This window comes from Halosimplex rarum (assembly GCF_047715405.1).
GTDB lineage: Archaea > Halobacteriota > Halobacteria > Halobacteriales > Haloarculaceae > Halosimplex > Halosimplex rarum.
Window position 1 is genome coordinate 2,409,526 of sequence record NZ_CP180412.1, and the last position, 14,251, is coordinate 2,423,776.

Below are 14,251 nucleotides of genomic sequence, written 5' to 3' on the forward strand. Positions count from 1 at the left end.
CGCGGCGGCACCCTCTTTGAAGGTTCGGTGCGGGCTGCGCTTCCCGAACGGTCCCCGGCTCAGAGGGTCACTTTCCAGGTAGTGCTGTCCGAGCGGCCCCACTGCTCGATCTCGAGCTCGCGCGTCCGCTCCTGCAGGAGTCCCATGTTGATCCCGACCTCCTTGGGCGAGAGGCCCAGTTCCTCGGCGATGTACTTCGCCTTGAAGTAGGCGGTCCCGTCGACCTGCTCGCGGAGGTGCGAGAGGATCTGCGACTGCGTCTCGGTCAGCGATGGGGCCGCGACCACACCGTCACGGCGGGTTGGCGTCGGCATACTCCATGCTGGGCAGGGATTGACCATTGTTATGCGTCGATTTCGGTTCGAAAACGCCGTTACGGTCCGTCTGCGGGGGAGCGAATCCTCAGTCGCCGGTCGCGCCCGCCCGGTCGCGGTCGGACTCCGAACTCACCGTGTCGATGAGCCCGTCGGTGGCCCCGTCGACCGCGATCGCGTCGACGTTCGCGAACAGGAAGCCCGCGAACCCGACGCGGATCAGCAGGTCCATGTACGCTCCCACGGTGCTGACGACGAACTCGTCGAACACCCGCGCGACCGAGAGCAGGGAGAACGCGATGAGCATCCCGATCAGGAAGAGGAGGAGATTCCGCGCCTTCCAGTGGAGGAGACGCTGCCGGTCGGGGAGTCGTTGAGCGCGCTCCCAGACCCGGCCGAGCAGGAGGTACGCGAACAGGACTTGCCCGGCGACCATCACGAGCAGGCCGACGAGCCCGGCGGTGCCGCCGAGGAGCACCCCGCCGTTGAACGCGACGACCTGGATCACCGGGACGACGACGAAGACGCCGACCATTCGGCGCGATTCGCCGGCGAGGAGGGCCGTGATCCCCCACAGAACGGAGTACGCGATCAGGTCGTCGGCGATCCCCGGCGCGTCGAGGCTGGTCCCGCCGACGTCAGTACCGACACCGAGCGCGATCAGCACCGTCCCGGCGAGCGAGACGCCGAGGACGAACAGGACGGGATAACAGTACCGCCTCCGGGACGCTGAGATCCCACGGAGCCAGCCGAGCAGGACGACGAGCGCGACGGCCTGCACAGCGGCCGAGACCCAGAAGACGACCGACGACTCAATCATCGTCGCCTCCCGCGAGCGTCGCGGCGCCGGGATTCGGCCCGTCTCCAGCCGCCCGCGCGCCCTCGCGCGTCTCGAAGACGGCGAGGCGGTCGAGCAGGTCGTCCGTACGGCCGGCCAGATCGTCGGCGCGCTCGCGCACGTCGGCCATCGTCCCGGCGGTCTCCGAGGCGGTGTCCGCGAGCGTGTGCGATCGGTCCGCGACCCGCCGGGCGACCTCGCCGACGGAGTCGACGGTCGCCGCGACTTCCTCGGTGGCGGCCGCGCCGTCGTCGGTGGCGCGGGCGATCTCGCCCATCGCGGCGTCGACGTCGTCGACGGTGTCGGTGAGCGAACCCAGGGTGTCGCCGGCGTCGGTCACGGTGTCGACGCTCGCGTCGATCCGTTCGCGCGTCCGGTCCATCTCGTCGGTCACGTCGTCGACGTCGGCGCGGGCGCCCTCGACGATGGTCTCGATCTCGTCGATGGCGGACTGGGTCTCCTCGGCGAGCTGTTTGACCTCGTCGGCGACGACGGCGAACCCGTCGCCGCCCACGTCGGCGTGAGAGGCCTCGATGTTGGCGTTCAGCGCGAGGATGTTCGTCTGCTCGGCGATGTCGTCGATGATGCCCGTCGTCGCCGCGACGTCGTCCATCCGGTCGTCGAGTTCGGTCACCAGCCGGTCGAGCTCGTCGACCGTCGTCTCGACCGTCCGGATGGCCTCGATGGCTTCCTCGGCGCGCTCGGCGCCGGTCGCCCCCACGTCGGAGGCCTCGGCGGCCTGGTCGGCGATCTCGTCGGTCGTCGCGGCGACCTCCTCGATGGTCGCCGAGAGGTCGTCTACCTCGGCGACGGCGCTCTCCAGCTGCTCGGCCTGGGCTTCCAGATCGGTCGCGAGTTCGCGGATGTCGTCGGCCAGTTGCTCGTTGAGTCGCTGGACCTCCGCGGACTCCTCGGCGACCGCCGTGCTCGACGCCTCGACGCGCTCGGCGAAGGTGCGGATCTCCTCGACCGTCTCGGAGAGGCCCCCGGCCATCTCGTCGTAGGCGTCGGCGATCCGGTCGACGGCGTCGACGTCGGTCTCGGTCGAGAGCTCCCGCGTGAAGTCGCCCTCGGCGGCCGCGGTCATCGCGTCGCCGATGCGCTCGGCGTGGTCGAGCAGTTCCTCGTTGAACGCCTCGGCCTGCTCGGTCGCCGCTTCCGCCTCTTTCCGGGCCTGCTCGGCCTCCCGACGGGCCTCGTCGGACTCGTCGAACGCCTCGCCGAGCGACCGGCGCATGCTGTCGAACGTGTGCGCGAGCCGGCCGAACTCGTCCGTCCGATCGACCTCGGCGGACGCCTCCAGGTCACCGTCCTCGACGGCTTCGGCCGCGTCCGTGAGCCGGCGGAGCGCGACGGCCGCGTTGCCGCCGAGCACGATCGCCAGCAGTCCGAGGTTGAGGACGAGAACGAACACCGTCCCCGCGATCCCGGAGACGCCGGCGCCCGGGTCGGTCGCGGACGCGACGTGACCCGCGAACAGCGCCCCCAGGGCGACGGTCACGGTCGCCGTCAGCGCGACCGCCGCCGCGATCCGCCGGCTGTAGTGGTCTCTGACCGCAGATACTGTCACCGTATTCATGGCTAGATCAGGATTTCGTGACCGCTCTCTTATTCGTACCTGACCGAGTATCCGAGATGATAACGACCAGTGAAATTAGCTCAGTAACGATTATTCGCACCACATACGAAGTCCGATAGAATCAATATAGATAACTACCCTCGAGAGGACAGGGATCCTGTCACTTCAGGAGCCGTCTGCGTGGGCGTGACCCCCGCCGCGACCGGCTGATATCGGCGACCGACGACCGCTTACCGCCAATCGCCGACCGTCGGTCGCCGGCCGACGCTCCCGCCTCCCGGACGCCGTCAGTCGTCGCTCAACACGCCTTCGGCGACCGCCATGTCCTCGACGTCGGGGTCGTCGGCGGTCGCGCGGAGGACGAACCGCTTGCGGACCAGATCCGCCGCGTACAGCGCAGTACCGGCGATGATCATCGTGTCACCTGGGAGGCGCGCCCAGAAGAGGTTCTGGACGATGGGCTGGTTGTAGAACGCGAGGCTCCGGCCGGCCGCGTAGCTCTCCGTGAAGATCGCCTCCAGTTGCAGGAAGCCGACCGGGAGCACGGAGACGAACACCATCAGCGCGAGGCCGACGTTCCACAGCCAGAACGCCCCGCGCAGCCAGGAGCCGTCCCAGTCGGCCGGGTCGATGGCTATCTGGAGCATGTAGGTGACCATCCCGAGCGCGAGGAAGCCGAACGCGCCGAACATCGCCGCGTGGGCGTGGCCGACCGTGAGGTAGGTGCCGTGTTCGTAGTAGTTGATCAGCGGGAGGTTGATGAAGAAGCCGAGCACGCCGGCGCCGACGAAGTTCCAGAACCCACTCGCGATGATGAACATGAACGGGAGCTTGTAGGGGAAAGACTCCCTGCCGCCGGCCATCGCGCGGTACTGGCCGATGGCCTCGTAGAGGATGAACACGAGCGGGACGAGTTCGAGCGTCGAGAAGACGCTCCCGATGGGCACCCAGAGGTCCGGCATCCCGATCCACCAGTAGTGGTGGGAGACGCCGATGACGCCCGTGGACATCACGAGCAGTGCCTGGAGCATGACCGCCTTCTCGGCGCTCTGGCGGGAGAGGAGGTTCATCGACACCAGGGTGAGCCCGACGATGGCGACGATGAAGAACTCGAAGGCGCCCTCCACCCACATGTGGACGACCCACCAGCGCCAGAACTCCGTGACGGCGATGTTCGTCTCGGGGGTGAACAGGAACCCGGCGGTGAACAGCAGGGCGATGGAGCCGCCGGCGTAGAGGATCATGTGGGCGAGCCCGTAGGCGGGTTCGCGGTCGAGCATCGGTTTGAGACCGCGGATCGAGAGCAGCGCCCAGAACCCGAAGCCGGCGAGCAGGCCGATCTGCCACACCTTCCCGACTTCGAGGTACTCCAGGCCCTCGTTGCCGATCAGCCACCAGAGCGCGCCGTCGAGGTAGCCGTTGGCCCCGAGCCAGATGCCGCCGAGGCCGCCGACCGTCACCACGACGATGGCACCCAGCAGCCCGTTCACGTACGTCGACTGCCGGCTGGGTTCGTGCCCGGTGAGCAGGGGTGGGAGGAACAGCCCGGCGCCGAGCCACGTCGCGGCGATCCAGAGGATCCCCAGGTCGATGTGCCAGGTCTTCGCGATGGCGAACGGGAGCACCTGCAGGATGTGGACGCCGAATAGCTCCTCGATCCCGAAGAAGCCGGCCCGCTCGATGTAGAAGTGCGCGAGCAGTCCCCCGAGCAATACTTGCGCGAGAAACAGTCCCGCGGCGACCGGAACGAATCGTAACGCGGCGCGCTGGCTCGGGAAGACGCTCACCTCGCCGGGTTCGGGGACGGAGATGCCTGCCGCCGAGGGCTCGGGGAGGTCCACCGCCTTGTAGAGCCAGATGGCTCCGCCGGCGCCCGCCACGAGGAGCACCATCGCGATGACGCTCCAGGTCATCGCGGCGGCGGTTGCGTCGTTCCCGGCGGCCGGCTGGTAGGGCCAGTCGTTCGTGTAGGAGTGGTCACCGGCGGGCCGGTCGGTGTGGGAGAACCACGCCGTCCAGAGCGCGAAGTCGGCGAACTGGCGGGCCTCCGTCTCGTCGTCGATCATGTCGACCGGGACGCCGCGGGCGTGGTCGCCCTCGTGGTAGCGCCCGACGTATGCTTCCCTGATCTGCTCGTGGGCGTACACCTCCGCGGCGGAGTACTGGATCGCGCCGCCGTCGTAGCCCTCGTCGAGGTCCGATTTGACCACGTCACCGACGGCCGCCTGCTCGGCGGAGTCGAGGTCGCCGTACTCGCTCCCGTAGCGCTCGCGGGCGTAGTAGTCGCGCATGTGCTCGACTTTCAGGTCGAGCGTGTCCGCGGTGTAGTCGGCGCCGTAGTAGGCGCCGTTACCGAGGATCGACCCGTGGTTCATCAGGCCGTCGCGCTGGAAGGCCTTCTTGCCCTCGCGGATGTCCTCATCGGTCATGACCGTCTCGCCGTCCGGTCCGACCACCTCTTCGGGGATGGGCGGCGCCTCCTGATAGGCCAGCCACGCGCCGCCGGCCATCACCACGAGGTTGAACACGAACACGGCTGCCAGCACCTTCGCGATGGTCGCACGCTTCACCTTCATGTGCGGCCGTTCGAACCCCACGTATAGGAGCGCCACACTGGTTCTCGACCGCCGACAGGGCGCCCGAACACGTTCGCCCGTCTCGACGTCGTCCGCGGGTTTTGCGGGTATCTGTCACACCCGAGAACGGGAGAAATCGCTCGCCGATTCTACTCGAAGGAGCCGCGGTGGGTGATCTCCTCCACCGACTTGCGGCCGCTGGGCTGTTCGCGCTCCCGCAGGTCCGCGGGGAGCGTCTCGGGGTCGGCGCGCTCGCCGATAGCGATCATCGCCTCGATGTCGAACTCGTCCTCGGGGACGTCGAGGGCGTCGTGAGCGGCCCCCCAGTCGAACCCGGCCATCGGGTGGACGGCGAGGCCGCGGCGCGACCCCTCCAGCGCGAGGTTCTGCCACGCCGCGCCGGTGTCGAACGAGCGCGTCGCAGCCGGCTCCCCGCTGTGCTCCAGTGTCGTCTTCGAGAACAGCGCGACGAGGACTCCGGCGTCGGCCGCCCACGACCGGTTGGCGTCGTTCAGGAGGTCGAGGAACGTCTCGAACTCGTCGTCCTCGCGGGTCGCGTAGACGAACCGCCAGTGCTGGTTGTTGAACGCCGACGGCGCCCAGCGAGCGGCCTCGAACAGCGGTAGGTACTCGGACTCGGGCAGCGACTCGCCGGTCATCGCGCGCGGCGACCACCGGTTGACGAAGATGGAGTCGACGTCGTGGTCCGGCCGGCGGTGCTCGGCGACGTCCTCGCGGAGGCCGTCTTCGATCTGCGTCTGCTGACTCATCGCCCCCGACTACGGACGCCAGACATATATACTGGATCTGACACGAGAGTTACCGGGTGGCACCGGTGTCATCGGGGGAGCCGTTCGCACGGGCCGGGGCGTTCCAGAAGGAAAGCGGACGCTCGAAGCGGTCGCCCGCTCAGAGGTCGGCCACGTCTTCGATGGCGTCGGTAAGTTCCTGAATGCTCTCGAGGTCGTGTTCGCCCATGTGGCCGATGCGGAACGTCTGTTCGCCGAGCTGGGAGCCGTAGCCGTTCGAGAAGACGAAGTCGTACTCCTCGGAGACGGCCTCGATGGTCGCGGCGACGTCGATGTCCTGCGTGTTCTCGATGCAGGAGACCGTCTGGGAGCGATAGCCCTCCTCGGCGAAGAGGTCGAAGTGCTCGCGGGCCCAGTCGTGGACGTACTCGGTCATCTCCTGGTGGCGCTGGTCGCGGGCGCGGTGGCCCTCCTCCAGCATGTACTTCATCTGCTTTCGATAGGCGAGCATGACCGGGATCGCGGGGGTGGAGTGGGTCTGGCCCTTCCGGTCGTAGTAGTCGAGCGTGCGCTGGAAGCCGCCGTACCACGACGCGGAGCCCTTCTCCAGTTCGCGCTCGTAGGCGTCGTCGCTGACGACGCAGACGGCGAGGCCGGGCGGCATCGCGAAGGCCTTCTGGGTGGAGGCGAAGATGACGTCGATGTCGTGCTCGTCGATGTCGACGTAGTCGCCGCCCAGCGCGGAGACGGCGTCGACGACGAAGTACGTGTCCGGGTACTCGGCGACCACGTCGCCGATCTCCTCGATGGGGTTGCGGACGCCGGTCGAGGACTCGTTCATCACGGTGGCGACCACGTCGTAGTGTTTGTCGCTCTCCTCGAGTTCGGCGCGGATGTCCTCGGGCTTGATGGCCTCGCCCCAGTCGTACTCGAGGCGGTCGACGTCCTTGCCGAGTCGCTCGGCGACGTTGGCGTGGCGCTCGCTGAAGCTCCCGCAGGTCGGCACGAGGATGTTCTCGTCGACGAGGTTGAGCGTCGAGGCCTCCCAGAACTCGGTGCCGGAGGCCGTGAGGATGACGACCTCGTTGTCGGTGCCGAGGAACTCCTTCGTGTCCTCGACGATGGTCGTGTAGAGGTCGGTCATCCGGTCCATCCGGTGGCCGAACATCGGCTGAGCCATCTCGTCGATGACGTCTTCGCGGACCTCGGTCGGGCCGGGGATGTACAGCGTCTTGTCGTCGTAGTCGCCTGTGTATTCCTGTTTCTTGGGCACTGGAACCACCGTCTGTTACCGAGAGAGTCGGAGCGGGAGGGTATGGTAGTTTTGATGCCGGCGCGACACCGTCGACGCAGTCGACACAGTCGACCGAAGATCGACGTCGCGGGCCGATCACTCCCCGCGCCACGGCGGCGAGAGGTGGACGTGGAACAGCTTCCCGCAATCCTCGTCCCCGCAGACCGGGCATTCGTCCGTATCGGCGGTCGCGGACTGCGATTCGGTGTCCCCAGACGCGGCCGCCGTCGCCGCGACGACGCGACTGCCGGCGTGGCCGAGTTCGTAGCCCTCCTCGGACTCGCGGACGAAGTACTCGCAGAGCCGTCGCAGGTGGTAGCTGAAGCGACCGGAGTCGCGGACGCCGGCGCGTTCGCGCAGGCGGGAGAAGGGGAGCGGCTCGTCGGCGTCGGCGAGCGCGCGGAGGATGGCGAGACGCGTCTCGTCGCCCAGCACGTCGAACGCGTCGACCGGATCGTCGACCGAGTCGGTCATGTCGGGCGCTCCGCACGCGCGGCTCCTGTACTTTGTGGCGCGACGACCGCGTCTGTAGGCAGGCGGACTCGAATCACGGACAGAAATCGAGAGACGTGCGGCTTCCGCCGCGGGAGCGACGACGCGGAGGGCGGCTCAGGAGAGGTCGATGTTGGCCGAGTCGTCGGCGCGGTCGAACGTGACCTCCAGGATGCCGTTGTTGTACGACGCCGAGGCGGAGTGCTCGTCGACGCGGGCCGGCAGACGGACTCGCTCGTGGTACTCGCGGGCGTCGCCGGCGGCGTCGAGGGTGAGCACCTCGCCGTCGCAGCGCAGGTCGATGTCCTGCTTGTCGACGCCCGGGATGTCCGCGACGACCCGCAGTCGGTCGTCTTCCTCGTAGACGTCGAGGTGGACGTCCGCCGCCCCGGGGTCGGAGGGGCCGGCCCCGGCGCCCGCACCGCCCCGAGCGCGCGCGTCGTCCATCACGTCGTTCATCATCCGCTCTATCTCCCGGAAGAACTCGTCGAAGGGGTCGTCGCGGTCGTCGCGTCGCATGCGAGATGCTATGTCGATCGATGGCAAAAGCTTTCGGCTCGCGGATCCGGAGCGATAGCCGTCCGCTGGGCGGCGGCGTCCGGGCGTCGAGCCGCCTGATCCCAGAGTATTTCCCGACGGTGGTCCATCCGTGGGACGTGCGTCTCGTCCAGATCACGATCCCGACCGGCAAACGGGAGACTGTCACGCGCGCGCTCGACGACGAGGAGGTCGACTACATCATCACGGACGAGACCAGCGACCGCGAGTACGCCGCCGTCGCGTACGTCCCGCTCCCGACCAACGCCGTCGAACCGGTGCTCGACACCCTCCGCTCGGCCGGCATCGACGAGAGCACGTACACGGTGGTACTCGACGCCGAGACGGTCGTCTCGGAGGACTTCGAGGCCCTCGAAGAACGCTTCAGCGAGGAGGAGGACACCGACCGGATCGCCCGCGAGGAGCTCGTCACGGCCGCGGAGGATCTGCTGATGTCGCTGCCCACGTACGTCGTGATGACCGTCGTCAGCGCCGTCATCGCGACCGCGGGACTGCTGCTCAACTCGCCGGCAGTCGTCGTCGGGTCGATGGTGATCGCGCCGCTGATTGGACCGGCGATGGCCGCGAGCGTCGGGACGGTCGTGGTCGACGACGAGCTGTTCGCCGAGGGCGTCAAGCTCCAGGCCATCGGCGTCGTCGTCTCGATCGCGGCCGCCGCCGTCTTCGCGTGGCTCGTCAAGACCGTCCACCTGATACCGCCGTTCACCGACGTGACGGCGATCCCGCAGGTCCGCAGCCGGCTCTACCCGGACTTCCTCTCGCTTGTGGTCGCGCTCGGCGCCGGGATCGCCGGCGCGCTCTCGCTGACAGCGGGGGTATCCTCGGCCATCGTCGGCGTGATGATCGCCGTCGCGCTCATTCCGCCCGCGGCGACCGTCGGCATCGGCATCGCCTGGGGGAAACCGATCGTCACGTTCGGGTCGAGCGTCCTCGTGCTGGTGAACCTGCTGTCGATCAACCTCGCCGCGCTGGTCGTCCTCCGGTACAGCGGCTACCGGCCGACCGATTGGTTCCAGCTCGACACAGCCCGCGGCGCGACGATCCGCCGCGTCGCCGTCCTCGTCGCGGCCATCGTCGTGCTGTCGGTGTTCCTCGGCGGCGTCACGTACGACTCCTTCCGCGGCGCGACGACCGAAGAGCGGATCCAGGACGCGACCGCGGACGCGATCAACGAATCCTCCGCGAACGCTGAACTGATCTCGCTCGAAGTCAACCGCAGTAGCAACTTCCTGCTGCGCCACCCCGTCGCCATCACCGTGACGGTCGGCGTCGAAGACCAGGAGTACCCGCGGATGGCGGACCCGATCGACCGCGCGGTCGAGCGCGCGATCGACCGCGAGGTCGAGACCCACGTCAGGTACGTCGTCGTCGACTCCGCCTGACAACCGTCCGTCACTCGGGCCCGAACGGGTAACCGCCGGACGAATCCGTCAGACGCTCGTCTGACGACGGATTCCGATCCTTCAAAGACGCGTTTGAGTTAACGTGATCCCTATCTGATAGCGGGTCGTCGGAACGGACGCATGAACTCACGAGTCACACTCGCCGGAGTGGCCATCGTCGCGGCCCTCCTGGCCACGGCAGGCGCGGCGACGGCGTTCACGTCCGGCGGCGCGCCCGTGCAGACCCAGCCCGCACAGGAGAACATGAGCGATACGATCACCGTCGGCGCCTCCGGCCAGGTCCAGGCCCAGGCCGACCGCGCGGTGGTCCGCGTCGGCGTCGTCGCGACGGGCGACGACATCGAGACCGTGCGCGAACAGCTCTCCAGCAACGCCAGTCAGATGCGCAGCGCCCTGAACGAGATCGGGATCGACAGCAGCCAGATCCGGACGGGCTACTACGACATCTCGACGAACCGCCGCTACGGCGGCGGCCAGAGCGAGGAGCCCGAGTACCGCGCCGTCCACTCCTTTTCGATCACGGTCGAGGACCCCGACAGCGTCGGTGAGGTCATCGACACGGCCGTGACCAACGGCGCCAACGAGGTCGACGGCGTCGAGTTCACCCTCTCGTCGGACAAGCGCGAGGAGCTGCGCCAGGAAGCGCTCACCGAGGCCATGGACACGGCCCGCGGTGAGGCCAGCACGATCGCCGGCGCCGAGGACCTGACCATTACCGGCGTCGACCGCGTCTCCACCACGGAGTACCACTCCCGGCCCTACGCGGTCGAAGCCAGCGCGATGGCCGGTGACGGCGGCGGGACCTCCATCGACAGCGGTCCGGTGACGGTCTCCGCGTCCGTCAACGTCGTCTACGAGGCGAGTTCGGACTGACGACCGGGTCGCTTCGCCCAGAATACACCGTCCCCGCTGACGCTCCGCGCGGCCCCCCTACTTCCCCCCTGACGCTCCGCGCGGCCCCCCTACTTCCCCCCTGACGCTTCCGTTCTCCCGTCACCGGTCGCCCGGTGACGTTCGCTCTTTTACCCCGTAGACCCGTCGCTCACGGGATTTCAGGACAGAGACGTCGCCGGGACCACGTCGACTACCGAGAATTGTCGAGGCCTACCGAGAATACCGAACCGGTTCCGTCCGCGGTTACTGCCCGTCGTAGGGGAGTTCCGGCTCGTAGTCGACGGCGTCGACGGCGGCGTCGAGGACGCTCTGGACGTTCTCGTCTTCGGTGACGCTCATGTACAGGTCGGCCTCGACGTCGCGCGAGCGGTCGGACTTGTTACAGACCGTCAGGACCGGCACGTCGAAGCGGGCTTCGATGTCGTCACGGAGTGCGAGCTGCAGATCGAGCGGATAGCCGCAGTCCCCGCTGGCATCGACGAGGACGAGGACGGCGTCGGCGAGGTGTTCGAGGGCGCTTGCGGCCTGGGCTTCCACGTCGTTGCGCTCCTCGGGCGCGCGGTCGAGCAGGCCCGGCGTGTCCACGATCTGATAGCGGATGTGGCCGTCGTCGAAGTGACCCACGCGGATCTCGGTGGTCGTGAACGGGTACGAGGCGGTCTCGTTGCGGGCGTTCGTGACCGCGTTGACGAAGGTGGACTTGCCGACGTTGGGGTAGCCGGCGACGACGATGGTCGGCTCGTCGGGACGGATGTCGGGGAGAGTCTTCAGGTCGTCGCGCGCGGCGCCGACCGCGGCGAGGTCGCCCTCGACCTCCTCGACAACGTCGGCGATGCGGGCGAACGCCTGCCTGCGGAGCTTGCGGGCGGTGTCGATGTCGCCGGTGGCGATGCGGCCCTGGTACTCGTCGCGGATCTCCGACGTCTTCCGGCTCGCCCAGTTGATCTCCGAGAGGTGCTGGCGGACGGCGTCGATGCCGCCGATGTCGGGCGCGTCGTCGTCGGTCGTGTTGGAGGCGATGACGGCGTCGGCGAGTTCCTCGTAGAACGGGTCCAGATCGTCGAAGTCCGGCCAGTCGGAGACGACGTTCTCCAGGTTGTCGGAAGCGATGTTGGAGGCGGTCTGCAGCATCGAGAGGGGGGCGTCGTGGCCGCTCTTGGCCCGCCCCGCGCGCGCGGCCCGCGAGAACGCCTTGTCCACCAGCTCCTCGGACGTCGGCGTCGTCGGCAGGTCCTCGAACGGTTGGCTCATTGCCCCCCGATAGACGGCCGGCGCGTAAAAGGCCGTTTACTCGTCGGCGCCCGCGACACGCCGTCACACCGGCGCGACCGCGCCTGCCGGCGTATCCCTGCGAGACGCCTATCCGTCCCCGCTGTCTACCCCGGGTCATGACCGACTGGAGTGCTGTCGTCTGGGGATTCGCCGCCGGTCTCGTCGCCGGCATCGCCGCCTTCGTCGTCCCGGTGGTCGGCCACATCGGTGCCGGGCTGATCGCCGGGTTCGTCGCCGGCTACCTCGCCGGCGGCGACCTCGGGAGCGGCCTCTGGCACGGCCTGCTCGCCGGCGCGCTCGGAGGGATCGTTCTCGTCGTCCTCACCGCACCGATCGCAGGCCTGCTCGGCGGCGCCCTCGGCGGCCCCATCGGCGGCGTCTTCGGGGGCCTCAGCGTCGTCGTCGTCGGCCTCGTCATCGCGTTCGTGTTCGCCCTCGACAGCGCCGTCGGCGGCGCTATCGGGGCGATCCTCGCCGACTGACAGGGCGCAGTCGAGCCATCTCCGGAGTCACGTTTTTCCCCGTTCCGTCCGCAGCCCGAGTATGGCGAACATCGACGCGAGCGAACTCCTCCCGAACGGCCACGTCCAGCAACTGGCAGCCGACGGGGAAATCACCCAGATGCATCGCGGCCACGAGTACGCCGAGGAGGGCGACATCTTCGAGATCGACGGACGGACCTTCGAAGTGACCGACGTGACCCGACGGACGCTCGGCGACCTCACCGACGAGGACGCCCGACGCGAGGGGTCCGAGGATCTGGAGGGGTATCGCCAGCGGCTGAACCGCGTCCACGACGAGTTCGAGTGGGACGACGACAGCGAAGTCGTCCGCCACCGCTTCGAGCCCCGAGAGTGATCGTTCCAGTCGACACGTCGCTACGGTACCAGTAGAAGTTCGGCGTCGGGAGGGCCGTTTCCCCTCCTACCGCCGCTCGGCCAGCTCGTCGCGCAGGTCCGCTAGATCCATGTCTTTCATCGCGAGGAGAACCAGCAGGTGGTAGACGATGTCGGCGGACTCGTGGGCGATCTCCTCGCGGTCGTCGTCCTTGGCGGCGAGCAGCAACTCCGTCGTCTCCTCCCCCAGTTTCTCCAGCACGGCGTTCTCGCCTTTCTCGTGGTCGAACAGCGACGCGGTGTAGGAGTCCTCGGGCAGATTCTCCTTGCGGTCCTCGATGACGGCGAACAGCTCGTCGAGCACGTCGTCGGTCATTACCCGCTACGTCGGCGCCCTGGGGTAAGTCCCCTCGGGTTTCCGGCCGTCGGCGTCGCGCTCGAAATACCGTGGCGCTCGCTACGCTCGCGCCACACGCTGCTCGCGGGTCACTTCGTTCCCCGCTCGCTAGCCGAGGTCGCTCACTGCGTTCGCGACCTCCCCCTCTCACGGGTCGCTTCGCTCCCCGTTCGAAATACCGTGGCGCTCGCTACGCTCGCGCCACGCGCTGCTCGCGGGTCACTTCGTTCCCCGCTCGCTAATCGAGGTCACTCACTGCGTTCGCGACCTCGCTTTCAAAAAACGCCAGATCGTGAATCCGGTAGTCGTCGGTCAACTCCGGATGGAACGAGGTCCCTACAACCGGACCGTCCCGCACCGCGACCGCCCGCCCGTCCCACTCGGCGAGCACCTCGGCGTCGCCCACCGAGTCGATCAGCGGCGCGCGGATGAACACGGCCGGGAACGGGTCGTCGAGACCCGTCACGTCCAATGGCGCCTCGAAACTATCCGCCTGCCGGCCGAACGCGTTGCGCTCGACGGTCACGTCGATCAGGTCCAGCGAGGTGACGCGGTCGTCGTTCGGGTCGGCCGAGGCGACGATGAGCCCCGCACAGGTCGCCAGGACCGGCTTGCCGGCCTCCACGTGGTCGACGATCTCGGGGGCGATCCCCTCCCGCTGGAGATGCCGGGAGATGGCCGTCGACTCGCCGCCAGGGAGGAGCAACAGATCGCAGTCCGGGACGACGCCGGACTGGCGAATCTCGATGACTTCCGCGGTCTCGTCGTGACTGCTGGCCGCCCGGCGGATCGCCTCGGCGTGTTCGCTCACGTCGCCCTGGACGGCGACGACGCCCGCTCTGATGGTCATACCCTCCGGTACCGGATGCGACGCGAAAAACCTCTCGCTCCGAAGGAACCCGCCCGTCGGTCAGTCGTCCGCCGATTCAGCCGGTTCGTCGTCCTCGTCCTCGTCTGTCGGCGGGGCGGAGTAGAGCATCCCGCGACTCGTGCTGACTCGTGTCATTACCCGCACGTCACCGACTCGCACTGATAACCATACCCCTGAA

15 protein-coding genes are annotated in these 14,251 nt (G+C 68.1%); 4 read left to right on the forward strand and 11 right to left on the reverse strand.

Annotated features, from left to right (window positions below; all coding sequences use genetic code 11):
* Nucleotides 1-59: 59 nt before the first annotated feature.
* The 8 genes from ACMGFH_RS11565 to ACMGFH_RS11600 all read right to left on the reverse strand — a co-directional run bounded on the left by ACMGFH_RS11565 (nt 60) and on the right by ACMGFH_RS11600 (nt 8,361).
* Nucleotides 60-314, reverse strand: a complete 255-nt coding sequence (locus ACMGFH_RS11565) for a hypothetical protein (RefSeq protein ID WP_415378599.1) — start codon at nt 312-314, stop codon at nt 60-62.
* Between the two features lie 88 nt (nt 315-402).
* On the reverse strand, nt 403-1,134 hold the full coding sequence (locus ACMGFH_RS11570) for a rhodopsin (RefSeq protein ID WP_415378600.1): 732 nt from the start codon (nt 1,132-1,134) through the stop codon (nt 403-405).
* Nucleotides 1,127-2,731 (reverse strand): methyl-accepting chemotaxis protein, encoded by a 1,605-nt coding sequence (locus tag ACMGFH_RS11575; protein WP_415378601.1) that lies wholly within the window; start codon nt 2,729-2,731, stop codon nt 1,127-1,129. Before ACMGFH_RS11575 ends, ACMGFH_RS11570 begins: the two co-directional genes overlap by 8 nt.
* A gap of 287 nt (nt 2,732-3,018) precedes the next feature.
* Nucleotides 3,019-5,307 (reverse strand): nitric-oxide reductase large subunit, encoded by a 2,289-nt coding sequence (locus tag ACMGFH_RS11580; protein WP_415383238.1) that lies wholly within the window; start codon nt 5,305-5,307, stop codon nt 3,019-3,021.
* A gap of 149 nt (nt 5,308-5,456) precedes the next feature.
* On the reverse strand, nt 5,457-6,077 hold the full coding sequence (locus ACMGFH_RS11585; RefSeq protein ID WP_415378602.1) for a nitroreductase family protein: 621 nt from the start codon (nt 6,075-6,077) through the stop codon (nt 5,457-5,459).
* 139 nt (nt 6,078-6,216) lie between these two features.
* Nucleotides 6,217-7,329 carry a pyridoxal-phosphate-dependent aminotransferase family protein gene (locus ACMGFH_RS11590; protein WP_415378603.1) on the reverse strand — a complete coding sequence of 371 codons (1,113 nt, stop codon included), beginning with the start codon at nt 7,327-7,329 and terminating at the stop codon, nt 6,217-6,219.
* Nucleotides 7,330-7,446: 117 nt separating this feature from the next.
* On the reverse strand, nt 7,447-7,824 hold the full coding sequence (locus tag ACMGFH_RS11595) for an ArsR/SmtB family transcription factor (protein ID WP_415378604.1): 378 nt from the start codon (nt 7,822-7,824) through the stop codon (nt 7,447-7,449).
* A gap of 135 nt (nt 7,825-7,959) precedes the next feature.
* Nucleotides 7,960-8,361 (reverse strand): Hsp20/alpha crystallin family protein, encoded by a 402-nt coding sequence (locus ACMGFH_RS11600; protein ID WP_415378605.1) that lies wholly within the window; start codon nt 8,359-8,361, stop codon nt 7,960-7,962.
* Nucleotides 8,362-8,498: 137 nt separating this feature from the next.
* Here ACMGFH_RS11600 and ACMGFH_RS11605 point away from each other — a divergent pair, with 137 nt between their 5' ends.
* Nucleotides 8,499-9,782 (forward strand): TIGR00341 family protein, encoded by a 1,284-nt coding sequence (locus ACMGFH_RS11605; protein ID WP_415383239.1) that lies wholly within the window; start codon nt 8,499-8,501, stop codon nt 9,780-9,782.
* A 141-nt stretch (nt 9,783-9,923) separates the two neighbouring features.
* Complete coding sequence (locus tag ACMGFH_RS11610; RefSeq protein WP_415378606.1) at nt 9,924-10,676, forward strand: SIMPL domain-containing protein; 753 nt, start codon at nt 9,924-9,926, stop codon at nt 10,674-10,676.
* A 264-nt stretch (nt 10,677-10,940) separates the two neighbouring features.
* Here the strand turns inward: ACMGFH_RS11610 and ACMGFH_RS11615 are convergent, their stop codons facing one another.
* On the reverse strand, nt 10,941-11,948 hold the full coding sequence (locus ACMGFH_RS11615; protein WP_415378607.1) for an NOG1 family protein: 1,008 nt from the start codon (nt 11,946-11,948) through the stop codon (nt 10,941-10,943).
* A gap of 137 nt (nt 11,949-12,085) precedes the next feature.
* On the opposite strand from ACMGFH_RS11615, the gene ACMGFH_RS11620 reads away from it, so the two are divergent.
* On the forward strand, nt 12,086-12,451 hold the full coding sequence (locus tag ACMGFH_RS11620) for a DUF5518 domain-containing protein (protein ID WP_415378608.1): 366 nt from the start codon (nt 12,086-12,088) through the stop codon (nt 12,449-12,451).
* A 61-nt stretch (nt 12,452-12,512) separates the two neighbouring features.
* The gene (locus ACMGFH_RS11625) at nt 12,513-12,827 is read left to right on the forward strand and encodes an ASCH domain-containing protein (protein ID WP_415378609.1); all 315 of its coding nucleotides are present in this window, start codon (nt 12,513-12,515) and stop codon (nt 12,825-12,827) included.
* A gap of 66 nt (nt 12,828-12,893) precedes the next feature.
* On the opposite strand, the gene hisE is transcribed toward ACMGFH_RS11625, so the two are convergent.
* The gene (gene hisE, locus ACMGFH_RS11630; protein WP_415378610.1) at nt 12,894-13,181 is read right to left on the reverse strand and encodes a phosphoribosyl-ATP diphosphatase; all 288 of its coding nucleotides are present in this window, start codon (nt 13,179-13,181) and stop codon (nt 12,894-12,896) included.
* A gap of 259 nt (nt 13,182-13,440) precedes the next feature.
* The gene (gene pdxT / locus ACMGFH_RS11635) at nt 13,441-14,052 is read right to left on the reverse strand and encodes a pyridoxal 5'-phosphate synthase glutaminase subunit PdxT (protein ID WP_415378611.1); all 612 of its coding nucleotides are present in this window, start codon (nt 14,050-14,052) and stop codon (nt 13,441-13,443) included.
* Nucleotides 14,053-14,251: the final 199 nt, after the last annotated feature.

Excerpts from the sequence above, each read along its gene's own strand:
- ACMGFH_RS11565 (WP_415378599.1), bottom strand. The coding sequence starts at position 314 with ATGCCGACGCCAACCCGCCGTGACGGTGTGGTCGCGGCCCCATCGCTG.
- ACMGFH_RS11570 (WP_415378600.1), bottom strand. The coding sequence starts at position 1,134 with ATGATTGAGTCGTCGGTCGTCTTCTGGGTCTCGGCCGCTGTGCAGGCC.
- ACMGFH_RS11575 (WP_415378601.1), bottom strand. The coding sequence starts at position 2,731 with ATGAATACGGTGACAGTATCTGCGGTCAGAGACCACTACAGCCGGCGG.
- ACMGFH_RS11580 (WP_415383238.1), bottom strand. The coding sequence starts at position 5,307 with ATGAAGGTGAAGCGTGCGACCATCGCGAAGGTGCTGGCAGCCGTGTTC.
- ACMGFH_RS11585 (WP_415378602.1), bottom strand. The coding sequence starts at position 6,077 with ATGAGTCAGCAGACGCAGATCGAAGACGGCCTCCGCGAGGACGTCGCC.
- ACMGFH_RS11595 (WP_415378604.1), bottom strand. The coding sequence starts at position 7,824 with ATGACCGACTCGGTCGACGATCCGGTCGACGCGTTCGACGTGCTGGGC.
- ACMGFH_RS11600 (WP_415378605.1), bottom strand. The coding sequence starts at position 8,361 with ATGCGACGCGACGACCGCGACGACCCCTTCGACGAGTTCTTCCGGGAG.
- ACMGFH_RS11610 (WP_415378606.1), top strand. The coding sequence starts at position 9,924 with ATGAACTCACGAGTCACACTCGCCGGAGTGGCCATCGTCGCGGCCCTC.
- ACMGFH_RS11615 (WP_415378607.1), bottom strand. The coding sequence starts at position 11,948 with ATGAGCCAACCGTTCGAGGACCTGCCGACGACGCCGACGTCCGAGGAG.
- ACMGFH_RS11620 (WP_415378608.1), top strand. The coding sequence starts at position 12,086 with ATGACCGACTGGAGTGCTGTCGTCTGGGGATTCGCCGCCGGTCTCGTC.
- ACMGFH_RS11625 (WP_415378609.1), top strand. The coding sequence starts at position 12,513 with ATGGCGAACATCGACGCGAGCGAACTCCTCCCGAACGGCCACGTCCAG.
- hisE (WP_415378610.1), bottom strand. The coding sequence starts at position 13,181 with ATGACCGACGACGTGCTCGACGAGCTGTTCGCCGTCATCGAGGACCGC.
- pdxT (WP_415378611.1), bottom strand. The coding sequence starts at position 14,052 with ATGACCATCAGAGCGGGCGTCGTCGCCGTCCAGGGCGACGTGAGCGAA.